Origin of the sequence: Methanothermobacter tenebrarum (assembly GCF_023167465.1) — an archaeon.
GTDB classification, from domain to species: Archaea; Methanobacteriota; Methanobacteria; order Methanobacteriales; family DSM-23052; genus Methanothermobacter_A; species Methanothermobacter_A tenebrarum.
Genome location: NZ_AP025698.1, coordinates 141,240 through 162,406, shown reverse-complemented (window position 1 = coordinate 162,406; position 21,167 = coordinate 141,240). Strand labels below are relative to the sequence as shown.

Genomic DNA, 21,167 nt, shown 5'->3' with positions numbered 1-21,167 from the left:
TTTTCCCCTTATAATTTTTCTGATAACTTTTTCACCACTGGCGCCCCGAAGTAGGGTAAGCATGCGACTCCAAGTATTGATGTCATCCAAAATGAGATTAAACGCTCGACTACAGTTACAGCCGCGCTTATGGATGGTGAAATGCCAGCCGCAGAATATAATATTATCATCATGCCCTCGATGGCCCCTAAGCCGCCTGGGAGCAGTGGTATCATCCCAATTAAAGTTGCAACGATGAACACCTCTGCTATTACTATGATTGTAACATTAGCCCCGAATGCACAGAATATAAGATAAACCCGTAGGATTTCCAGGAGCCAGAGTAGAAACGATAATGGTATACCATAGATGAAAACTTGCTTTTTCTTTAACATGACACGCATGGAATCTTGGAATTCTATGATGGCATTTTTTATCTTCAAACTCCATTTTTCATAACCTTTTTTATAGAAAAACTTTAAAGTGTTGATTGTCCAATTTGCAAACCTTTCACCAGCCCCATCATCAACAGAGACATACAATGCCAAGAAAAATACTACTATTATGAGGATAACGGCCACTATAAGTGATATTATCCAGATGGGGGAGAGATTAAAATATAATATCATCGATACTATTGTAATGATCGCCAAAACTATGAATGGGAACGTGTCAAGTCCCCTGTCTGCTATTACTGTGGCGAGTGCGGATTCTATAGAAGTGCGGGAATACTTTCCTAGGATATAGGCTCTTACAGGTTCTCCACCACCCCTCGCACTAGGCGTTAAATTGTTTATTGCCATGCCCACAAGTAACATTGGAAGAAGATGCTTCTTCCCCACATTAATACCAACTGCCCTTGTGGTTATGGACCATCTTAAGGTGAAAAGGGCGAATGTTATAAATTGTATTATCACTGCTAGTAGTAGGTAATATGGGTTTGCCCTTTTAAGGTCCTTGGCAATATCTGCGGGTCCTATCAGGTATATCATGAGGCCTATGATGGCAACCCCTGCTAGGAGTAATAGCAGACCCTTATGTTTCATCTTATCATAACTCGACTAGTTCATGGCTTAGATCATCCAAGTCCAGGATTATGAATGTTTTTTTCCCGGATACATAACCACATAATTCCCCAGGGTCTATTAGTAGTGATCCTTTTTCCTCTACGTTATTTTGGTGGCTGTGACCCCTAATCACCACATCATATTTTCCGCAGCTTGCAAGACACTCCACCAGTTCTTCTTGGTGACCGTGGATCATCGCTATACTCACACCATCAACCTTTAAAACCTTAAACTCTTTTAAATCACAGATATTAGAATATGCGGCTCTTAGACCATCCTTTTCACCGTCATTGTTCCCGAATATGGCCTCGAATGGCATTTTAAGTTCATTGAACTCCTTAGCCGTGAATGGGGATATGAGGTCCCCTGCATGTAGCACCATATCAACCCTATCATGGTTTAGGAGATCCACGGCTTCTCTTATAACTGGGAGGTTATCATGTGAATCAGCCATTATACCGATCATATCCCATCACCCATACTAGATGTTAGTGACCATAACTTTATATACTATGGAATGAAATCTTTTATAGAGTAGGGTTTGAGCAAAATTTTATTATCCTAATTCTTTTGAGGATTTGAGATTTTGCAAGATAACTCCACTATATTATAGGATGTGATGAAGTGTTCGGAGATTATAGGAAAGAGAGTTACTCTGCACCTGTTAATGTTGGTGAAGAGTACAAGGTTAAAATAGAGGATCTAGGCCGGGATGGTGATGGAATCGCCCGCGTCGAAGGTTTCGTTATATTCGTCCCTGGTGCGAAGGTCGGTGAAGAAGTTAAAATAAAAATCAGTGCAACCAGGAGAAAGTTTGCATTCGCAGAATTAGTAGAAGAATAATTTAATCTTACCCCTTTTTTATAAAATTTTATTTTTTTTTTTTTTTTTTTTTTTGATAAAATTTATATATAGTCATGAGTATCTCTCATATGATATGAGATATGTTAGAAGAAGAGATTTTCTGATTGTTGGAAAGTTCCTCGGGACAATAATGCAGGCCACTGGCCTAATCGTATTATTACCAATAATAGTCGCGATCATATACAATGAAGGACATTATCTGAGTTTTGTTTTTCCTTCGTTATTATCAATAGCTACGGGGACTCTGATCAGAACCATACTTAAGGGGTATCCCACCAGTGGGGATATAATAAAATTAAAGCATGGGATGATGATCGCATCCTTTGGTTGGGCCTGGGCAACCATTATAGGTGCACTAATTCTAATGTTATATCTCAACATTGATTTTGTAAACGCCACCTTCGAGAACATGTCAGGGTGGACGACGACGGGACTTAGCATATTCTCCGACGTCCAATCACTCCCCAAATCAATACTATTCCTAAGAAGCCTAGAACAATGGATCGGCGGATTGGGTGTGATTGTAGTGGTCATCGGAGTGCTTATAAGGCCGGGCACTGCTGCGTCAAGACTTTACAAATCAGAAGCCCGGGACGAGAGGATCAAACCCAGTATCGTGAACACCGTTAAAACAATCTGGTGGATCTATATAACCTACGCCATCATAGGCATAACATTATATTACATGAGCGGAATGCCCATATTTGACGCTGTAAACCATACCTTCTCCGCCCTCTCAACAGGAGGATTCTCCATAAAAAATGATAACATCGGATACTATCATAACAATCTAATATACATCATATCAATGCTCCTCATGACCATCGGAGGTACGAACTTCATAGTCCACTACCAACTACTAAAAGGGAACATGAAAAACGCCCTAAAAGACGTGCAACTCCAACTCGCCATCACCTTTATAATATTCTTCTCAATCCTCATAATATACCTTGGAAGGCTAGCCCCAATGGAGGGCATCTTCCATGTGGTCTCAAGCCTCAGCACAACAGGATTCAACATCACTCCCACAAAGGGGATGATATCATGGCCACCATTTGTGAAAATAATCCTAATAGCATGTATGATGATAGGTATGGCCACCGGTTCCACGGGTGGTGGTATAAAACTACTGAGGATAATAACCATAATAAAGGGAGTCTACTGGGAGATAATCAGGATACTAGCACCTGAAGGTTCAGTAATCCCCAGGGAAATATCAGGCAAAAGCATAGGCGATGAAGAGATAAAAGAAGCCAGTTCATATATAAACCTCTATTTTGTCTTCATGTTTATAAGCTGGGCAATCCTACTACTATACGGGTATGAACCATTAGATTCTCTATTTGAAGTTGCATCTGCACAGGGTAACGTGGGACTCAGTATGGGTATAACATCCGCCACGCTCCCTGCAATCCCCAAGATAGCCCTAATATTTAACATGTGGATTGGAAGACTAGAAATCATACCCATACTCGTCCTAGTTAGGGGTATAATAGAAGCCTTTAAAAGATAAAAGTTTATTAATAATAAACTTAGAAGTTTGAAATGAAAAGTATTTGATTCTCCCAGGTGTGGATATGTATGTTGTTATAATGGGTGGTGGAAGGGTAGGACTAACCCTCGCGGGTCTCCTAATATCAGATGGACATGATGTGACGCTCATAGAAAGTGATGAATCATTATGTGCTGATGCTGCTGTTGAACTCGACGCCCTAGTAATCTGCGGTAATGGTACAGATACAAAAACCCTCGAAGAAGCTAACATAAAAGATGCTGATGTTTTTGTCGCGGCCACAGGAAATGATGAGGCCAACCTCCTAAGTTGCATCCTCGCAAGGGAATATAATGTTCCCAAGATCATCGCAAGGGTTAGTAACCCGGATCATGAGGATGCATTCCACAAGGTGGGCATCCAATATGTTATAAGCCCTGAGAGGACTGCGGCAGGATACCTTGAAAAGCTCATAACAAGGCCCAAGGTGGCTGATCTTATAGTCCTCGGCCATGGGGATGCTGAGATTCTTGACATGACCGTGAAAAACGATGAAGTAGTAGGTAAAAGGATAAGGGATATTTCACCCACAGAGGAGTATATAATAATCGCAATTCATACTAATGGTGAGATAATAATACCCCAACCAGACATGATATTAGAAGAGGATACCAAAATATCAGTCCTTGTGAAGATGGAGGCAGTCCGGAAGGTTACTGACCTCTTCGCAGGCTAGAATAGTAGGTTATATGCTAATTCTAGGTGTTTGTTCCCATCTTCCACCCAGGGCCCGTGTCCTGGGAGGAGATACTTAACATCTAATCCTACGAGTTTTTTGAGGGATTTTTTCATTTCTTGGATGTTTCCACCTATGTCAACCCTCCCGAAACCACCATATGCAAAGATGGTGTCACCTGAGAGTAGGGTCTCCCCATCATAGAGGCATATGCTACCCATGGTGTGGCCTGGTGTATGTATAACCTCAAAATCTCCTATAGTATCCCCTTCCTCAAGTTTTAAGTCCACTTTTATCGGTTTTATCCTGGCCCCGAAGAGGTGGGCTGCTGTGGCTATATTATCACCTTCTTCGAGTGGGGGTGCATCTATTCTATGTATAGCTATACTCGCATTTGGGAATAGTCTGTCGCCTCCTGTATGATCGAAATGGCAATGCGTATTTATAATGAGTCTTATATCAGCTGGGCTAATATCAACCTTTTTTAGAGCTGTTAATAGCTGGTTATTGGTCCCTGTTCCGGTGTCGATTATGGTGTCATCTAGGATGTAACTGTTGGAGTCATAGAGTGAACCCTCGACAAAAATAATATTATCATTTATTCTCTGGATCAAAGTAATCAACCCTATAAAAAAGGATGAATTGATGATGGGGTCACTGGGATTTGAACCCAGATCCTAGGATTTCTCTTGCCTCAGCACTCCAGTTGTTCATCATCTAAAGTGTCAGGAGCGCGCTTTCTTCAAAGACAACTGGAGTCCTAGATGATAGCCTGGTTACACCATGACCCCAATAATGTAAGGAAAATATTTTTTTGGAAGCCAAGGGTGAGATTTGAACTCACGTATAGTGGATCTGCAGTCCACCGCCTCACCAGACTAGGCTACCTTGGCTAGGATCCCCATAGTGACTGCTTTCAGCTTGGGAATAATTCATACTATCATTACTAATCTTATAAATATTTTTCGCCCCCCACACCTTAGATTTTTTGGGGGGTTCAATCATCGGATAGAGGGTGGATTATTTGAATTTGAGTTGTTTTTCTTTACCAATTACTTCATAGATGTCTAATCCCTTTTTGAGTGCGAGTTTGAGGTCTATCTTATAATTTTTTTGTGGTGTCATTTTAAGGTCATCTAATGGTAGGAAAAACCATTTTTTATATTTGAATTTGATTCCAATGTATGGTTCGGCGCCGAATATTCTCGAGAATTTGCGCAATCCTTCGATCTTCTTAGAATCGATATAAATTTTGTCCTTTGATGTTGTTTTAACCTCGATTGCCAAGTATCTATCCCCATTACCTGCTATTACGTCAGGTAATGGTTTTTTAGTCGCCCCCCCAGAGGCTGGTGCCCTTATAGCGGCGAAATTGTTATCCCATAATATCCTAACAAGGTCTATTTCCTCTTTATAACCTTTTCTCACCATCTAAAACCCCAGAAAAGAAGCCTATAATAAGAATGGGGCCGGGGCCGGGATTTGAACCCGAGTCGCGGGATCCACAGTCCCGAAGGATAACCAACTACCCCACCCCGGCTCTGGTCACCTACCATCTTTTTTTGACAGTGCGGGGGCAGGGATTCGAACCCTGGTAGGCCTACGCCAACAGGTCCTAAGCCTGTCCCCTTTGGCCAGCTCGGGCACCCCCGCAATCCTAAAATAGGAAAAGGATAAGTAGTGGGTTTGATGCTCCGGCCGGGATTTGAACCCGAGTCTTCGGCTCGAAAGGCCGAAATGATTGGCCGGACTACACTACCGGAGCATGGATTTTTGGATGGGCCCAATGGGATTCGAACCCATGACCGCCCGGTTATGAGCCGGGCGCTCTACCTGGCTAAGCTATGGGCCCTTGACGCCGCCGACAGGACTCGAACCTGTGACCATTCGGTTAACAGCCGAACGCTCTACCTACTGAGCTACGGCGGCAAATTAGAATCTTTTAATCCATTGGGCCACTAAAAAATATGCTCACCTAATGAGAGTGGTATTCCAGCGTAGGATTAGTTTTATAATTATAATATATAAAATTTTTGGTAAAAATTTTGGGGATACTGGGGATGGTGTTTTCCTATAAACCTAGGAATGTGTTTATATTAACGGCTATGAGTAACGTTATGATTATTAGTAGGGGGATCGATACTTTTTTCCTGGTGGCTGATAATAGGTATAGTATTGAGAATGCTGTCGCCAACCAGGGGGCTATTGGGGGTATTATTATCCTTAAAATCCCATATGATATTAATAGTATAAATGCTGCTATCATAGCCACATCCCATTCAGGGTGGGCTTCAACCCTTTCCTCCACTGGCCTGATAGGTTCTCTTGTTAAATGATAAGTGATAGGCTCCTTTTTGATTTCTGGTAACTTGTTCCCACATTTTTTACAGAACCTGGCATCATCTCTATTTTTTTCACCACAATATGGACAATAAATCATAAGAATCATCCTCAATAAGATTCTCTAGATAACAGTTATTATAATTTAATAAAATATATTTTTTTGAGGTGAAAATCTAACATGGATGTTATCAGATACTTGGAAGATCAAAGAATACTCGATTTGCTAGAAAAGGCCAACAAGATCGCCTTAAGGGAGCATGGGGATACCATAACACTTGAAAGGGCCATATTCCTCTCCTGGTGGTGTGAAAAGGGGGATTGCGCGTTCTGTTATATGAGCACGCAAAAACCCCTTATAAAGGATCCCAGGAAAGCGAGGAGAAATGTTAATGCGATACTCGCCGAGGCAAAAATATGTAAACGCATAGGATGGAATATCGAATTCCTCTCAGGAGGCTACAAATCATTCACCACCAATGAAATAAAATACATTGCCAAATCAATAAAAGATATAACAGGATCCCCAGTTTGGCTCAACATAGGCATAACAAAGGACCTGGAAGAATATGGGGACGAAGTCGAAGGCATAACAGGGGCTGTAGAAACAGCCAACCCCCAATTGCAAGAAAAGTTATGCCCAAGCAAGCCCATCAACCAGATAGTGGAAATGCTAGAAGTGGCAGAAGAACTAGGATTCAAAAAGGCCATCACAATAATACTTGGCATTGGAGAGACCACCAGAGACTTGGAACATCTTTTCAAACTCATAGATGACCTCAAATTGGATCGTATAATATTCTATTCACTCAACCCACACAAGGGCACAATATTCGAGGACACACCACAACCACCCTCATTATATTATGCCGGGATAGTCGCAGCCACAAGAATAAAATTCCCCAAACTTAAAATCATCACAGGCACCTGGATCGACAATCTAGCCAACATAGGACCATTAATACTCGCAGGAGCTAATGGACTTACCAAATTCCCATTATTTAAAATGTTCGGGACAAGATACGGAAGAAGGGTTGAAGAGGAAGTGAAATGGAGTGGGAGAAAACTCAAAGGCACATTCACAGACCCGCAAAAGCTCCTCAGAGGGGAATCAGAGGAAAAACTAGAACCTTTTATAAAAAGATATATTGATATGTGCCTAAAAAATCATAATCAACCATACTAACCCCCAATGATCCCTACATTGATAAAAAGGAGGGAATAACCATTAAGATGAAATGCGGCCTTGAAATTCACGTTCAACTCGAAACAGAATCCAAACTATTCTGTGATTGTCCAACAAACTACCAGGAAGTATCACCTAACGAAAATATTTGCCCGGTATGCCTAAACCAGCCAGGGGCTAAACCATATCCACCAAATGAAAAGGCAATCGAAGGCGCGCTTAAAATCGCCCTCATGCTAGACTGTAAAATAAGCTCAGAGACAACATACTTCCTACGTAAACACTACGACTACCCAGACCTCCCATCAGGATACCAGCGCACCTCAGTCCCCATAGGCTACAATGGCGAATTAAGCAATGTCAGGATAAGAGAAGTACACCTCGAGGAAGATCCAGGACAATACAAACCAGACCTGGGAGTAGTGGACTTCAACCGCTCGGGGATACCACTCATCGAAATAGTAACCGAACCAGACATAAAATCCCCAGAAGAAGCCAGAAACTTCCTAAAGGAGCTGATAAGAGTCTTAGAGTATAGTAAGTGTGCAAGGGGCGAAGGCACAATGAGAGCCGACGTCAACATATCCCTCGAAGGGGGTAAACGAGTTGAAATAAAAAACATAAACTCCATCAAGGGCGCGTACAAGGCCCTGAAATTTGAGATGATAAGACAAAAGAACCTCCTCAAGAGGGGTGTGGAGGTTAAACAAGAAACACGAGCATTCCTAGAATCTCAGATGATCACAGTCCCAATGAGGCTCAAAGAGGAAGCAGAAGATTACCGTTACATACCAGACCCCGACCTTCCACCCATGAAATTCCAAAGAAAACTAGTAGAAAAAATAAAAGAAACAATCCCAGAACCCCCACATATAAAAGTTAAACGTTTCATGAAAGAATACAACCTAAAAGAAGAACACGCCAGGGTCCTCACATCAGAAATAGAATTAGCAGACGCATTCGAGGAAGTGGCCAAGGAGATAGACCCAGAATTCGCAGCCTTATGGATGAGGGATGAAGTAAAAAGGGTGCTCTACTATAATAAGATGAGCTTCAAAGAAAGTAAAATAACCCCCCAGAACCTCATAGAATTACTAAAAATGATAAAAGACAAGGAAATCACGGTAAAGGCGGGTCAAAGGATAATAGAAAAAATGCCACACACAAGAAAAAGCCCCCGCAAAACAGCGGAAGAACTCGGATTAATCGGGATAATAGACGAATCAGATATTATAAAAGCCGTTGAAAAGGCCATAAAAGAGAATCCACAAGCCGTTAAAGACTACTATGATGGGAAGGAAGCCGCGATCAACTTCCTCGTTGGACAAGTAATGCGATTAACCAAGGGAAAAGCTGATCCCACAAGGACGCTCAAACTCATAAAAGAAAGAATTTAGGAGCCTAAAAGCAATGGCCAGGAAAGTCATTGACTTGATGATATGGCACCCAAAGGGTGATATCAGAAAATGTAAGATAAGTTATCTTCACAGAGGCGCCCATAAAAACCTGAAAACCATTAAAGGCACTGATATAAAGAAGCTTGAAAAGGGGTTTATGATCCTTAAAAAAGGAACAGCCATCCCATATCACAGGATAGTGAAAATAGAATGCGGGGACAAACTAATATGGAAAAAACGTGGAAAGGGGTAACATGGCCAAGAAAGCACTGGTAAAAGATTACATGACAAGAGAAGTTATCTCAGTAACTCCCGACACTTCAACTGCTGAGATAATCAGGTTAATGAAAGAAACAGGACACGATGGATTCCCAGTGAGAGACAATGATAGCGTTATCGGCATCATAACCGCATTCGACCTTCTAATAAAACCCTGGGTAAAAACCGTCAAGGAGATAATGTCCACGGATGTTGTAGTGGCAGACCAGGACATGTCATTAGATGATGCTGCTAGAGTCATGTTCAGAATGGGAATATCACGCCTCCCAGTTATTGACAAGAATGGAAAACTCGTGGGCATCATCACCAACACTGACATAGTACGCTCACATATCGAAAGATCAACACCAATGAAAGTCAACTACTTCAAAAAGACACTAGAACAACTCTACAACGTCAAACCAGAAGTTAAACGGATGAAAATCCCAATATCAAAGCTCAGACCCACACAGAGTAAAATATACGCTGACGAACTCGAAGGGAGAATATACGAGATCAGAAAGGGACTTGCAGAACCCACAATAGTCGTAAAAACCGGGGACCGTTACATACTAGTTGACGGTCACCATAGAGCCGTGGCATCATATAAACTAGGCTATAAAGAAATAGACTCCTATGTGATAGACATAAAAAAGGACCTTAAACTTGGAATGGAAAAAACTGCAGATATCAACAAAATATACACCCTAGATGATATTGAGATAATCGATGACGCCCAACACCCCCTCATAGCAATCACAACAAGCATGAAAAAAGCAAAATCGAGGAAAAAAGATGAAAAATAATATACTAGAAGAAGTCTACAAGGTCCTTGAAACACGCAGGGACAGGCCAATAGATTCATACACATCCAATCTAATGAAAGACGATAAAAAAACCGGGGAGGATAAAATACTCGAAAAGATTGGGGAAGAAGCAGCAGAACTCATAATAGCCTCAAAAAATGATGAAAACGTCCTAGAAGAGGCCGTGGACCTCCTATTCCACACTTTTTTGCTCCTGGTCTATAAGGGTATCAAATTTGATGAAATCCTCGATGAATTCTCAAAAAGGAGAAAACCCCAATAGTTCAGTCAAATGCTCTTATAATTTTAATTGCTAAGACCGCCGCTCCGAAACCATTATCAATATTCACAACCCCAATCCCTGGGGAGCAAGATTGCAACATTGAATGAAGGGCTGCAAGTCCGCCTTCACCCACGCCATATCCTATTGAAGTTGGAACTCCGATAACAGGCACATCCACTAAACCAGCGACAACTGATGGCAGAGCGCCCTCCATCCCAGCTACTACAATTATAATCTTAACATCCTCTTCAAGCATATCATATAAAGGTTGCACAAGCCTATGAATCCCGGCAACGCCAACATCATAGGCCTTGATAACCTGACAACCATACTCTTCTAGGATGATCCTAGCTTCTTCTGCAACTGGTATATCAGCAGTACCAGCAGTTATTATCCCCACCTTGTAATCTAGGGAAATTTTCTCATTCCCCTTCACGACGAGAGTATGAGCCCTCTCCTCGTATTTGATTGAAAATCCCCTCTCTTCAAGGGGACTTATCTTTTCCCGTATATTCTCAAATCTTTCAGGGTCTAGGCGTGTTACGATCATGGGATCTGTTGGGGAAGACAAGAGGATCTGCACAATATCATCATCACTCTTACCCAGTGCTAAGATAGCCTCTGGGAATCCTGTTCTTAATTTTCTCCCAACATCGAAGCGGGCCACTTCCCTAATATCTAAAAATTGACTCTTTATAAGCTTTTCAGCCTCCTCGATTGAAATCTTACCATCCTTGAGATCTTTAAGTATGGGTCTCACAATGAGGACCACCCCCCACAATATGATAATATAATAAAGTTTACAATATACACTTTAAAAGGTAACTGGTGAGGTGTGAAATGTACAGGGCCCATATTTTCGTCCAGGGGATAGTGCAGGGTGTAGGTTTCAGGCCAACGGTCTATAGGTTAGCTAATGACTTCGAACTTAAAGGTTATGTTAGGAATCTTGGTAACATTGTAGAAATAGTCGTCGAGGGGGAAAAAGAGACCATAAGAAGGTTCATTAGTGATCTGAAATCTAAAAGGCCTCCAATATCGAAGATATCTAATATAGAAGTTGGATGGGATGAAATAAACCATTTTAGTTTCACCAGCTTCGAAATTAGGGGGAGTTCTTCAAAATTTAAAGGAACGTCCGTAATACCTGCTGATGTTGCAACCTGTGAAGCATGCTTATCTGACATGAACAATCCAAAGGATCGAAGATACCTTTATCCATTCACGGCATGCACTGATTGCGGGCCCAGATTTACTGTGATAGAAAAGATACCCTATGATCGAGAAAGGACGAGTATGAGGGACTTCCCACTCTGTGAAGAATGTCAAAAAGAATATGAAAACCCGGCAGATCGAAGATATCATGCAGAGGCGACATGCTGCCCAATCTGCGGGCCAAAGCTTTCGCTATACGATGATGAACCCATCCATGTCGATGACCCGCTAAAAGAGGCTAGTAAAATATTAGATGAAGGTTATATAGTCGCCATAAAGGGTATAGGTGGCACGCACCTTGCATGTGACGCTACAAACGAGGAAACAGTTAAAAGGTTGAGAGATAGGCTGGGGAGACCATATCAGCCCTTCGCTTGCATGTCACCCGATATTGAAACAATAAAAAGTTTCGCAATAGTATCAGCCGAGGAGGAGAAAGTTTTAATGTCGAGAAGACGGCCAATTGTCATTTTAAAGAAAAGTGATGGATATGACCTCGCCCCATCAGTCGCCCCGGGCCTACATAATATTGGTATAATGTTACCCTATTCAGGCATACACCACATGCTCTTCAAATATGCTAGAAGGCCTGCCTATGTGATGACATCTGCTAACAAGCCTGGAGAACCCATGATAATCAAGAACAAGGAAATACTTAGAAAACTCAAGGGGGTGGCTGATTATTTCTTAATCCATAACAGGAGAATAGTTAATCGATGTGATGATTCTGTTGTCCGTTTCAGGGGAAATGAAATGGCGTTCATACGCCGATCCCGGGGGTACACACCAGAACCTTATGATCTTTCAAGTTTATCATCAGATTCTAACATTGTAGCATTGGGTCCTGAGATAGATGTTACATTCGCTGTTTTAAATCATGGGGAATGTTATCTTTCCCAGTATATTGGTAACACTACAAAATATGAAACTACAAGGTTTCTTGAAGATGCCCTCAAGTATCTTATGAGGATAACTGGGACAGAAGAAGTAGATGCGGTAGCCTGCGACTTGCATCCTAGATTTTTCACAACTAGACTTGCGGAAGAATTAAGCAGAGAATATTCCGCCCCATTGTTTAAGGTTCAGCATCATCATGCCCATGCAACCGCCCTTGCGGTAGATTATGGAGTAGATGAACTTGTATGTATTGCGGCTGATGGTGTAGGGTATGGTGATGATGGGACAGCATGGGGTGGTGAAATACTCTATTGCTTTGATGATCAATATAAGAGACTTGGAAGCTTAGCCCCCCAGAAGATGCCAGGCGGGGACCTATGTACCATATACCCTGCTAGGATGCTCTTTTCGATCCTGGGAGGCTATTATGCTCTTGATTACCTTGAAGAACTTTTCAAGGAGGAGTACGGGGAATATTTCCCCCATGGCGAGAAAGAAATAGAATTGGTGAGAAGGCAATTGGAAAGGGATATTAATGTTGGCATAACCACAAGCACGGGTAGGATCCTAGATTCTGTTGCAACTGCACTCCATATATGTTCTAGGAGGACATATGAGGGTGAGTGTGCGATGAAACTTGAATCAGCCGCTTATAAGTCTTCAAATAGCCTTGATATACCTTATAGGATAGATAAGTACAAGGGTAGGTATGTTCTTGACACAACAGATCTCCTATTGAAGGTGATGGAGCTTAAAAATGCGGGTGAAAGGATAGTGGATATAGCGGCTGCTGCTCAAAGATCTCTTTCAATGGGTTTGGCTGAGATGGCTGTTAGGGCTGCGGAAGATGTTGGCACCGATATAATCGGTGGATCTGGGGGTGTTTTCTATAATGAGGCTATAAGTCTCACGATCAAGGATTATGTTGAGGAGATGGGTTATAGGTTTATACAGCATAAAAGTTCGTGTGCAGGTGATGGTTCAGTATCCCTTGGACAGGCTGTGATAGCCAGTAGAAGACTATAGTGGATTTTCTTTTAGCATCTTCTCTGCTTTCCGTTTGAGGGATTCATAGACTCTTATCAGCTCCTTTAATTCTTCCGCTGCTTTTTCATCGCCTTTTTTTATCCTTGTTTCGATTTTCATGAGCCTTGAACATTCACTGGTGAAAAATGCCTCATCTTCTTCTATAAGATCTACTTTGAAGGTGTTCTTGTTTATTATGACGCTAAGGTGGATGTCATTAGAAATATTATAATATTTACGTGGTCTTCCACGTTCTATCTTCTTAAAGAAGGAGTCTAGTATGCCCACTTCTTCCATGGCCCTTAAATGTTCTATTATGGCCTTCTGGCCTATTTGTAGCTCCTTTGATATTTGGCTTACGAATCGTGGCTCTTCTCTTAATAGGTTTATGATTTCACGCCTTGTCCTGCATCCCATAACGTCTAGTAGGGCTTCCATGTCCATGTTATCTATATTCCTTGTCATTGTTATAATCATTTGACGAAAGATTTATATAACGTTTTGTAACTATAACTCTCTTGAACCTAAAATATAACCTTTTGTAACTTTAATAGGGTGACCCAATGCCAAAAAAAGAAGACCCCAAAGAACTTGAAAAATGCACTAGAAAATTGGAAAGACTCAAAAAAGAGTTATCAAAGAAGGAAGATGAGATAGAAGAATACATTTCACATCTGCAAAGATTACAGGCAGACTTCGAAAACTATAAAAAACAAAGAGAAAAACAAGAAGCCCAGATAATAGAATACGCCAATGAAAAACTCATACTAAAACTAGTAGACGTCCTAGAGGACATGGAAAGGGCCATAGACAACTGCAAAAGCCTCAGAGACTTCAAAGATGGTCTAAATCTCATCTACAGGAAATTCAACAATATCCTAGAAAAGGAGGGCCTACAAAGAATACCCACCAAGGGAGAAAAATTCGACCCATTCAAACACGAAGCTGTCCAAATAGAAAACCATGAAAAATACAAAAACGGGGAAATAATCGAAGAAATATCAAGAGGCTACATCCTAAAGGACAGGATAATAAAACCATCCTTCGTAAAAGTATGTAAAAAGGACATGGGGTGATTAAGTGGCGAAAAAAGAAAAAATCATAGGAATAGACCTTGGGACAAGCAATTCTGCCGCAGCAGTACTCCAAGGCGGTAAACCCACAATAATACCAAGTGCAGAGGGCGCATCAGTATATGGTAAAACATTCCCAAGTATAGTCGCATTCACAGAAGACGGACAAATGCTAGTAGGAGAACCAGCCAGAAGACAGGCGATCACAAACCCAGAAAACACAATCACAGCCATAAAAAGGAGCATGGGCACCAACAGGAAGATAAAAATCCAAGACAAAGAATTCACACCACAGGAAATATCAGCATTCATACTACAAAAAATAAAAAAAGACGCTGAAGCATTCCTAGGAGAAAAAATAGAAAAAGCAGTTATAACAGTACCAGCCTACTTCAATGACAACCAGAGAACCGCGACAAAAGACGCTGGCACAATCGCAGGACTGGAAGTTGTAAGACTAGTGAACGAACCAACAGCCGCAAGCCTAGCCTACGGCCTAGACAAAGAAGACGAAGAACTAGACATAATGGTATTCGACTTCGGAGGAGGAACACTAGACGTAACAATAATGGAATTCGGAGGAGGCGTATTCGAAGTACAATCCACAAGTGGAGACACACAACTCGGCGGAACAGACATGGACAACGCCATCATGAACTACCTAGCAGAAGAATTCAAAAAGGAAACAGGAATAGACATAATGGAAGACGACAACGCAGTCCAAAGACTGAGAGAAGCCGCTGAAAAAGCTAAGATAGAATTATCATCAACCGTACAAACCGAAATAAACCTACCCTATATAACAGCAGACTCCAGCGGCCCCAAACACCTTGTACACACCCTAACAAGGGCAAAACTGGAAGAACTAGTAGATCCAATCATCCAAAAATGTGCAGGGCCGATAGAACAAGCCCTAAAGGATGCTAAGATGGGTAAAGAGGACATTGACAAGATAATACTAGTAGGTGGGCCCACAAGGATGCCAATAGTCCAAAAATTCGTTGAAGACTTCATGGGAAAACCAGTCGAGCGGGGAATCGACCCAATGGAATGCGTGGCAATGGGAGCAGCCATACAAGGTGGCGTACTCGCAGGTGAAATAAAAGATATTGTACTATTAGATGTGACACCATTATCCCTTGGCATCGAAACACAAGGGGGCATATTCACCAAATTAATCGAAAGAAACACAACAATACCCACACGGAAGAGCCAAATATTCACAACCGCAGCCGACAACCAAACGGCAGTAGACATACACGTACTACAAGGTGAAAGGCCAATGGCAAAGGACAATATAAGCCTGGGCAGATTCCAACTAGTAGGCATACCACCAGCACCCAGGGGAGTGCCGCAAATAGAAGTAACATTTGACATTGACGCCAACGGCATACTAAACGTGTCAGCAAAGGACCTTGGAACAGGAAAAGAACAAGCCATGAAAATAACAGCACCACATAAACTTTCAGAAGAAGAAATAAAAAAGAAGATTGAAGAAGCCAAAAAGTATGCCGAGGAAGACCGTAAAAGACAAAAAGAAGTTGAAATCCGAAACAATGCAGACTCTATGATATACACGGCAGAAAAAACCCTAGATGAACTATCAGAGAAAATACCATCTGACAAGAAAGAAAATATCGAAAAGTTAATCAAAGAATTAAAAGAGGAACTTAAAGGAGATGACATAAGCAGGATAAAATCAAAAACAGAAGAACTCACAAAGGCTATCCAGGAGATAGGCGCAACAATCTACCAACAAGTACAACAAGAAGGCAAGGATTCAGATGATACAATCGACGCAGACTACGAAGTAAAAGATTAACCTATCCCCTTTTTCCTTGGTGAACCTATGCCAAAAAGGGATTACTATGAAATCCTAGGCGTTGATAGGAACGCCAGCAAAAAAGATATAAAAAGAGCCTACAGGAGGCTGGCGAGGAAATATCATCCAGACGTTAGTGATGACCCAAATGCCGCTGAAAAATTTAAAGAGATCAGCGAAGCCTACGCAGTATTATCCGATGATGAGAAAAGACAAAGATACGACCAATTCGGACACGCTGGCATGGAAGGATTCACACAAGAAGACATATTCAGGAACGTAAACTTCGAAGACATATTCAAAGACCTAGACTTTGATTTCAGCAGCATATTCGACATCTTCGGCTTCGGCAGGAGAAGAAGGAGGGGCCCCCAACGTGGGGCTGACATAAACTATAAACTCGAAATAACACTAGAGGATGCATACACTGGCCTAGAAACTGATATAAAAGTCCCACATACAAGGAAATGTCCTACCTGTAATGGGTCAAGGGCAGAACCCGGCAGCAGCACAAGGACATGCACCACCTGTAACGGCACGGGACAAATAAGACAAGTACAAAGAACGCTCCTGGGCCAAATAATGAATATAACAAGTTGCCCGGATTGTAATGGGGAAGGTAGGATCATTGAAAGACCATGCAGCAACTGTAACGGTACAGGGTTGGTGAAAAAAACCAGCACGATCCATATAAGGGTGCCTCCGGGGGTTGAGGACGGTTCAAGGTTAAGGATCCCAGGAGAAGGTGAAATGGGCCCTAGGGGCGGGCCCCCAGGCGACCTTTACGTGACGATAAAAATAAAACCACACAGATTATTTGAAAGGAAGGGGGCTAATCTCTATTTTGAAAAGCCAATAAGTTTTGTCCAGGCAGCCCTAGGAGATATAGTGGAAGTTCCAACCATGGAAAAACCGGTTAAACTTAGAATACCACCCGGGACCCAAACCGGGACCACATTCCGTGTAAAAGGTTATGGCATGCCCCATATCAACTGGGAAGGCCGCGGCAACTTATATGTGAAAGTGAGGGTTGTAACACCACAAAAGTTGAATAAGAGACAGAAGGAGCTTTTAAGGGAATTTGCAAAGGTTAGCGGTGATGAAATCAAAAAAGAAAAGGGTTTATTTGAGAGGATGAAAGATGCTATAATATATTGATGGAGCATGCCGAGAGTAACCCCCCTTCTGTTCTTGGGCAGCATTCATCTAGGCGGGCTACCTCTGCCTCGTACAGTGCTCATCGGCAGTATTTGCCCTTGCATCCCACGGGTTGGCCGTTTCACCGATCCCCCCAATGTCAATCAACCCCTTTATCCGGTTTTTGGGGGTCTCATTATCATCCAATTGGGGGACGTGTCGTTTCTGCTCCAGAGCCCAGCCTCTCGGCTGATGCCTTGCGGCACCGTGGATCCTGTATGATGGGGGGAGTTTCCTCAGCCCGCACACAACGCGTGTGTGGGGGCCGGTAGCTGCCCTTCGGCTTACTCCATCGAAGAATAGTATTGAATAGCGGGGCCTAGATTTGAACTAGGGATCTCGGGGTTATGAGCCCCGCGGGATCACCAGACTACCCCACCCCGCTAAATATTGATTATGTTATAACCTTATATAAATTTTTCCCCCCCAATTTCTTCGGATCTTTTATTGATTATCTGACAATTATTTTATCGGAAAAAGTAAAATTTAAGTTTATTTTATGGGGAGCTGAGATTGGGGGGTAAATAATTTTTTTAGGTTTTTTTGTAGAATGTACCATCCTCTGTCTTGGGGGTGGTTGATTTGTGTGGAAGTTTTCTATCCAGGGGGGGAGCTCATATAAATGCCTAATGTTCCTATGGGATTCCTCCGGTACTATTTTTCTCTTTAATTGTTTGGTGTATTCCCAGGTTCTTGTGTGATTTTGTCTTTTTTCTTGGATTTGTTTGGGTGGGGTTTTGTGGAAGGTATATGTTCACTTTATTTTATCTTCTAATTTTTTAAGTCTTTTATCTATGGATTCGAGTTTTTTGTTGGTATAACCCCTATATTCATTGAATCTCTGTTCTAATTCGCTTATATTACGTGATACTAGGTCTAGTCTGCTTTGTAGGGTTTTTATATCATCTTTTGTGGCTAGTTCCCAGTCTTTTATTAATTCGTCGCTTTTCTCTTCTAGGAAAGCGTCGATTTTACTTGATATTATGTCTGTGCTTATGGGCACTTCCCTCACTTTGTGGATTATCCTGTCGCTTACATCGGATACTTTTTCGCTTACGCTCATGCGTCCACCTTCCTCTTCGGTGAATTTTTCTCCCATTCTAATATGGGATTTTAGACGTGTCTTAACATTAGCGGATTCCATGAGATAATAGTATAATAGGATGATTATAGCCCCTGCGAGTATAAGTATAGCTAACAGTTCTAATGCGCTCATATTAATCCCTCACTTTCTTCAAAATTTTATTCACTTCTTTTTCCTTTTTTTCTATGTCTTTTAGCATTTCTTCGAGTTTTCTGAATTCTGTCTGGGCTTCTAATCTCGCTAATCTTTCACTTATCTCACTGTGGAGATATCCTATTCTCTGCATTATATTCTTCGTATCTTTTCTTATCTTCGCTAATTTCTCCTGCTGTTCCTTTGGAAGGGGTATTGTTGTCTCCATTAAACGTTTAGATTCAATATCCTTCTCAACGAGTGATATTTTCCTAAGTTCTATCTCCTTCTCGAGTAATATGACATTATTTTGCACTTCTCTAACCTTTCTCCATTGGATGGCAATTATAACTATAGCCGCAAACGCTATGAAAGCCAAAATTAAAATCATTAAATTCTGGGGTATTACAACACTACTTGTAGCCATACCACTCCCTCACACTATTATTCTTTTTAGTGAACATGATATATAAATAAGTTTATAAAAGTTAAAAATTTCACTATTGACCAAGGATCGTGTGATCATGGAGGAAGAATACAAGAAAGCTGGACAGATATTATCGAAGATCCGGAAGAAGGCTTCCAAGCTCGTGCGTGAAGATCTGCCAGTTATAGAACTTGTAAATTTAGTTGAAGATAATATTAGGAAAGAGGGGGCTAAACCAGCATTTCCATGTAATGTTTCAATAAATGATATAACAGCACATTATACTTCCCCTGCCAATGACAAGACCAGGATAAGATATGGGGATCTCGTAAAATTAGATATGGGCGCGCATGTAGATGGTTATATAGCTGACACCGCCATAAGCATACTCGTAGGAGACCGAGAAGATGAAACCTTTGAAAAAAGCCTGAAAATGATCGAAGCATCCCAGAGCGCCCTTGAGAATGCTATAAGCATGATAAGGGCGGGCATAGAACTCGAAAAGATAGGGAAGGTCATCCAGGATACCATAAATGACTTCGGTTTCAAACCGGTAACTAACCTTACTGGTCATAGTATGGATAGATGGATACTGCATTCAGGATTGTCAGTACCTAACGTCAACGAGAAAAATACGCATAGACTCGAAGAAGGAGATGTTCTCGCCATCGAACCCTTCGCAACTGATGGTGTTGGATATGTAACTGACATGCCCCAAGCGTATATCTTCAGATTTTTAAGGGACAGACCACTCAGATTAGCCCATGCAAGGAGTGTCCTCAAAAAGATAAAAGAAGAATACAAAAGTTTACCATTCGCCCAGAGGTGGCTGACAGAATATTTCGACCCTAAGAAGCTTAGCGCTTCCATGAGACTGCTAATAAGATCCAGGGCAGTCTACCCATACCATGTGCTCAGAGAAAAGAGTGGTGCATTGGTGTCACAAGCAGAGCATACCATAATCGTTGAAAAGGACAGCTGTCAGGTCATAACCGAATAAAAAAAGCTTTTTCTCGCCAATGCAGAAAATTTTATATACTATTTTTAACTAAAAAAAATATGGAAGATTCTCCACATCCTACTAATGGGGGGGTAATCTTCTTCCATAAAATTTTTTGGGGGGGTGAATTTTTCATGATCCTAGAAGGGCCAGTAGGCCTTTATCTTAAAAATTTAATTGACGATCTTCTAGATGAAATAGGAAATAATGTGGATGGTAAAAGAGCATTAGACCTAGGTTGTGGCTATGGATACTATACAGTAGATTTGCTTCAGAGAGGATATGAGGTTGATGCTGTTGATATTTCAGAACATTCAATCCAAATGACTCAAAAAGAAGTCGAAAAAATGGAAAATCATCAAAGGGTCAAAATTCATAATATCAACGCATTAAAATTCAAACCAAAGAAAAAATATGATCTCATAATCTGTTTTGAAATGTTAGAACATTTACACAAGGATTTAAAACTATTAAAGTTGATTAATTCATGGTTAAAAGATGATGGGGTTCTATTAATTAGCGTACCCCACAATGAAAAGCTTTGGAACATAAGAGACGAGCAAGCCGGCCACCTTAGAAGATACTCCAAGGATGAAATCAAAGATAAATTGAAAAAGGCAAATCTAAAACCAACAAAGATACTATGTTACGGTTTCCCATTCATCAGACTACTCCTAGGAATCTATTTGAAAATCGAAGAAATGAGACTAAATAGGGCGAAAAAAGAAGGGGAAAAGGGTCTTTCACAAAACCGGCCAACTCTACTAAGTCGGATGAAAAGAACGAGCGCACCAATATTAAAAAATCTTTTCAAATTTGACAATTTGTTCATCAATAGCGATCGAGGTTTTGGACTAGTAATAATGGCCAAAAAAATATCATAGAG

The 21,167-nt window shown here is 41.4% G+C and carries 23 protein-coding genes, 8 tRNA genes and 1 other RNA gene; 14 read left to right on the top strand and 18 right to left on the bottom strand.

What is annotated here, in order from left to right; all coding sequences use genetic code 11:
- Window positions 1–8 precede the first annotated feature (8 nt).
- Window positions 9–1,025 (bottom strand): UPF0104 family protein, encoded by a 1,017-nt coding sequence (locus MTTB_RS00900; protein WP_248564661.1) that lies wholly within the window; start codon window positions 1,023–1,025, stop codon window positions 9–11.
- Window positions 1,026–1,029: 4 nt separating this feature from the next.
- Window positions 1,030–1,512: a metallophosphoesterase gene (locus MTTB_RS00895; RefSeq protein ID WP_248564660.1), complete on the bottom strand. Its 483-nt coding sequence runs from the start codon at window positions 1,510–1,512 to the stop codon at window positions 1,030–1,032.
- A 158-nt stretch (window positions 1,513–1,670) separates the two neighbouring features.
- Between MTTB_RS00895 and MTTB_RS00890 the strand changes: the two genes are divergently transcribed.
- The 3 genes from MTTB_RS00890 (at window position 1,671) to MTTB_RS00880 (ending at window position 4,138) form a co-directional block, all read left to right on the top strand.
- Window positions 1,671–1,889, top strand: coding sequence for a TRAM domain-containing RNA chaperone (locus tag MTTB_RS00890; protein ID WP_248564659.1), 219 nt, complete (start codon window positions 1,671–1,673; stop codon window positions 1,887–1,889).
- A 94-nt stretch (window positions 1,890–1,983) separates the two neighbouring features.
- Window positions 1,984–3,423, top strand: coding sequence for a TrkH family potassium uptake protein (locus tag MTTB_RS00885; protein ID WP_248564658.1), 1,440 nt, complete (start codon window positions 1,984–1,986; stop codon window positions 3,421–3,423).
- A 64-nt stretch (window positions 3,424–3,487) separates the two neighbouring features.
- Complete coding sequence (locus tag MTTB_RS00880; protein WP_248564657.1) at window positions 3,488–4,138, top strand: potassium channel family protein; 651 nt, start codon at window positions 3,488–3,490, stop codon at window positions 4,136–4,138.
- Here the strand turns inward: MTTB_RS00880 and MTTB_RS00875 are convergent.
- From MTTB_RS00875 to MTTB_RS00830, 10 genes are all read right to left on the bottom strand, one after another.
- Window positions 4,135–4,749, bottom strand: coding sequence for an MBL fold metallo-hydrolase (locus MTTB_RS00875; RefSeq protein WP_248565231.1), 615 nt, complete (start codon window positions 4,747–4,749; stop codon window positions 4,135–4,137). The genes MTTB_RS00880 and MTTB_RS00875 overlap by 4 nt on opposite strands.
- Window positions 4,750–4,787: 38 nt before the next feature.
- Window positions 4,788–4,929: transfer RNA gene (locus MTTB_RS00870), tRNA-Trp, on the bottom strand.
- A 28-nt stretch (window positions 4,930–4,957) separates the two neighbouring features.
- Window positions 4,958–5,031: transfer RNA gene (locus MTTB_RS00865), tRNA-Cys, on the bottom strand.
- A gap of 127 nt (window positions 5,032–5,158) precedes the next feature.
- On the bottom strand, window positions 5,159–5,569 hold the full coding sequence (hjc, locus tag MTTB_RS00860; RefSeq protein WP_248564656.1) for a Holliday junction resolvase Hjc: 411 nt from the start codon (window positions 5,567–5,569) through the stop codon (window positions 5,159–5,161).
- 33 nt (window positions 5,570–5,602) lie between these two features.
- Window positions 5,603–5,678, bottom strand: a tRNA-His gene (locus MTTB_RS00855).
- 29 nt (window positions 5,679–5,707) lie between these two features.
- Window positions 5,708–5,791: transfer RNA gene (locus tag MTTB_RS00850), tRNA-Leu, on the bottom strand.
- A gap of 37 nt (window positions 5,792–5,828) precedes the next feature.
- Window positions 5,829–5,903: transfer RNA gene (locus MTTB_RS00845), tRNA-Glu, on the bottom strand.
- Window positions 5,904–5,916: 13 nt separating this feature from the next.
- Window positions 5,917–5,990, bottom strand: a tRNA-Ile gene (locus MTTB_RS00840).
- A 4-nt stretch (window positions 5,991–5,994) separates the two neighbouring features.
- A tRNA-Asn gene (locus MTTB_RS00835) sits at window positions 5,995–6,067 on the bottom strand.
- A 142-nt stretch (window positions 6,068–6,209) separates the two neighbouring features.
- A complete protein-coding gene (locus tag MTTB_RS00830; RefSeq protein WP_248564655.1) occupies window positions 6,210–6,578 on the bottom strand; it encodes a zinc ribbon domain-containing protein in 369 nt (122 codons plus the stop codon).
- An 81-nt stretch (window positions 6,579–6,659) separates the two neighbouring features.
- On the opposite strand from MTTB_RS00830, the gene MTTB_RS00825 reads away from it, so the two are divergent.
- The 5 genes from MTTB_RS00825 to hisE are packed head-to-tail and all read left to right on the top strand — an operon-like array spanning window position 6,660 to window position 10,408.
- Window positions 6,660–7,664, top strand: a complete 1,005-nt coding sequence (locus tag MTTB_RS00825) for a radical SAM protein (RefSeq protein ID WP_248564654.1) — start codon at window positions 6,660–6,662, stop codon at window positions 7,662–7,664.
- 47 nt (window positions 7,665–7,711) lie between these two features.
- Window positions 7,712–9,061: an Asp-tRNA(Asn)/Glu-tRNA(Gln) amidotransferase subunit GatB gene (gatB, locus tag MTTB_RS00820; RefSeq protein ID WP_248564653.1), complete on the top strand. Its 1,350-nt coding sequence runs from the start codon at window positions 7,712–7,714 to the stop codon at window positions 9,059–9,061.
- A gap of 13 nt (window positions 9,062–9,074) precedes the next feature.
- Window positions 9,075–9,314, top strand: coding sequence for a DUF504 domain-containing protein (locus MTTB_RS00815; protein ID WP_248564652.1), 240 nt, complete (start codon window positions 9,075–9,077; stop codon window positions 9,312–9,314).
- Window position 9,315: 1 nt separating this feature from the next.
- Complete coding sequence (locus tag MTTB_RS00810; RefSeq protein ID WP_248564651.1) at window positions 9,316–10,125, top strand: CBS domain-containing ParB/RepB/Spo0J family partition protein; 810 nt, start codon at window positions 9,316–9,318, stop codon at window positions 10,123–10,125.
- Complete coding sequence (gene hisE / locus MTTB_RS00805; protein ID WP_248564650.1) at window positions 10,115–10,408, top strand: phosphoribosyl-ATP diphosphatase; 294 nt, start codon at window positions 10,115–10,117, stop codon at window positions 10,406–10,408. Before MTTB_RS00810 ends, hisE begins: the two co-directional genes overlap by 11 nt.
- Before the next feature lies 1 nt (window position 10,409).
- Here hisE and larB read toward each other — a convergent pair whose 3' ends face one another.
- Window positions 10,410–11,168: a nickel pincer cofactor biosynthesis protein LarB gene (gene larB / locus MTTB_RS00800; protein ID WP_248564649.1), complete on the bottom strand. Its 759-nt coding sequence runs from the start codon at window positions 11,166–11,168 to the stop codon at window positions 10,410–10,412.
- Window positions 11,169–11,248: 80 nt separating this feature from the next.
- Between larB and hypF the strand changes: the two genes are divergently transcribed.
- Window positions 11,249–13,546 carry a carbamoyltransferase HypF gene (hypF, locus tag MTTB_RS00795; RefSeq protein WP_248564648.1) on the top strand — a complete coding sequence of 766 codons (2,298 nt, stop codon included), beginning with the start codon at window positions 11,249–11,251 and terminating at the stop codon, window positions 13,544–13,546.
- Here hypF and MTTB_RS00790 read toward each other — a convergent pair.
- On the bottom strand, window positions 13,541–14,011 hold the full coding sequence (locus MTTB_RS00790; protein WP_248564647.1) for an ArsR/SmtB family transcription factor: 471 nt from the start codon (window positions 14,009–14,011) through the stop codon (window positions 13,541–13,543). The two genes, hypF and MTTB_RS00790, sit on opposite strands and share 6 nt — an antisense overlap.
- Before the next feature lie 98 nt (window positions 14,012–14,109).
- Between MTTB_RS00790 and MTTB_RS00785 the strand changes: the two genes are divergently transcribed.
- The 3 genes from MTTB_RS00785 to dnaJ are packed head-to-tail and all read left to right on the top strand — an operon-like array spanning window position 14,110 to window position 17,599.
- Window positions 14,110–14,622 carry a nucleotide exchange factor GrpE gene (locus MTTB_RS00785; RefSeq protein ID WP_248564646.1) on the top strand — a complete coding sequence of 171 codons (513 nt, stop codon included), beginning with the start codon at window positions 14,110–14,112 and terminating at the stop codon, window positions 14,620–14,622.
- Between the two features lie 4 nt (window positions 14,623–14,626).
- Window positions 14,627–16,441: a molecular chaperone DnaK gene (dnaK, locus tag MTTB_RS00780; RefSeq protein ID WP_248564645.1), complete on the top strand. Its 1,815-nt coding sequence runs from the start codon at window positions 14,627–14,629 to the stop codon at window positions 16,439–16,441.
- A gap of 27 nt (window positions 16,442–16,468) precedes the next feature.
- On the top strand, window positions 16,469–17,599 hold the full coding sequence (gene dnaJ / locus MTTB_RS00775; protein WP_248564644.1) for a molecular chaperone DnaJ: 1,131 nt from the start codon (window positions 16,469–16,471) through the stop codon (window positions 17,597–17,599).
- A gap of 4 nt (window positions 17,600–17,603) precedes the next feature.
- Here dnaJ and rnpB read toward each other — a convergent pair.
- The 4 genes from rnpB to MTTB_RS00755 form a co-directional block, all read right to left on the bottom strand.
- Window positions 17,604–17,926, bottom strand: an RNA gene (gene rnpB, locus MTTB_RS00770) — RNase P RNA component.
- Window positions 17,927–17,948: 22 nt separating this feature from the next.
- Window positions 17,949–18,023 (bottom strand) — tRNA-Met (locus MTTB_RS00765).
- Between the two features lie 369 nt (window positions 18,024–18,392).
- Window positions 18,393–18,854, bottom strand: a complete 462-nt coding sequence (locus MTTB_RS00760) for a hypothetical protein (protein WP_248564643.1) — start codon at window positions 18,852–18,854, stop codon at window positions 18,393–18,395.
- Window position 18,855: 1 nt separating this feature from the next.
- Complete coding sequence (locus MTTB_RS00755; RefSeq protein WP_248564642.1) at window positions 18,856–19,281, bottom strand: hypothetical protein; 426 nt, start codon at window positions 19,279–19,281, stop codon at window positions 18,856–18,858.
- Window positions 19,282–19,378: 97 nt separating this feature from the next.
- Between MTTB_RS00755 and map the strand changes: the two genes are divergently transcribed.
- Window positions 19,379–20,281 carry a type II methionyl aminopeptidase gene (map, locus tag MTTB_RS00750; protein WP_248564641.1) on the top strand — a complete coding sequence of 301 codons (903 nt, stop codon included), beginning with the start codon at window positions 19,379–19,381 and terminating at the stop codon, window positions 20,279–20,281.
- A 134-nt stretch (window positions 20,282–20,415) separates the two neighbouring features.
- Window positions 20,416–21,165 carry a class I SAM-dependent methyltransferase gene (locus MTTB_RS00745; RefSeq protein WP_248564640.1) on the top strand — a complete coding sequence of 250 codons (750 nt, stop codon included), beginning with the start codon at window positions 20,416–20,418 and terminating at the stop codon, window positions 21,163–21,165.
- Window positions 21,166–21,167: the final 2 nt, after the last annotated feature.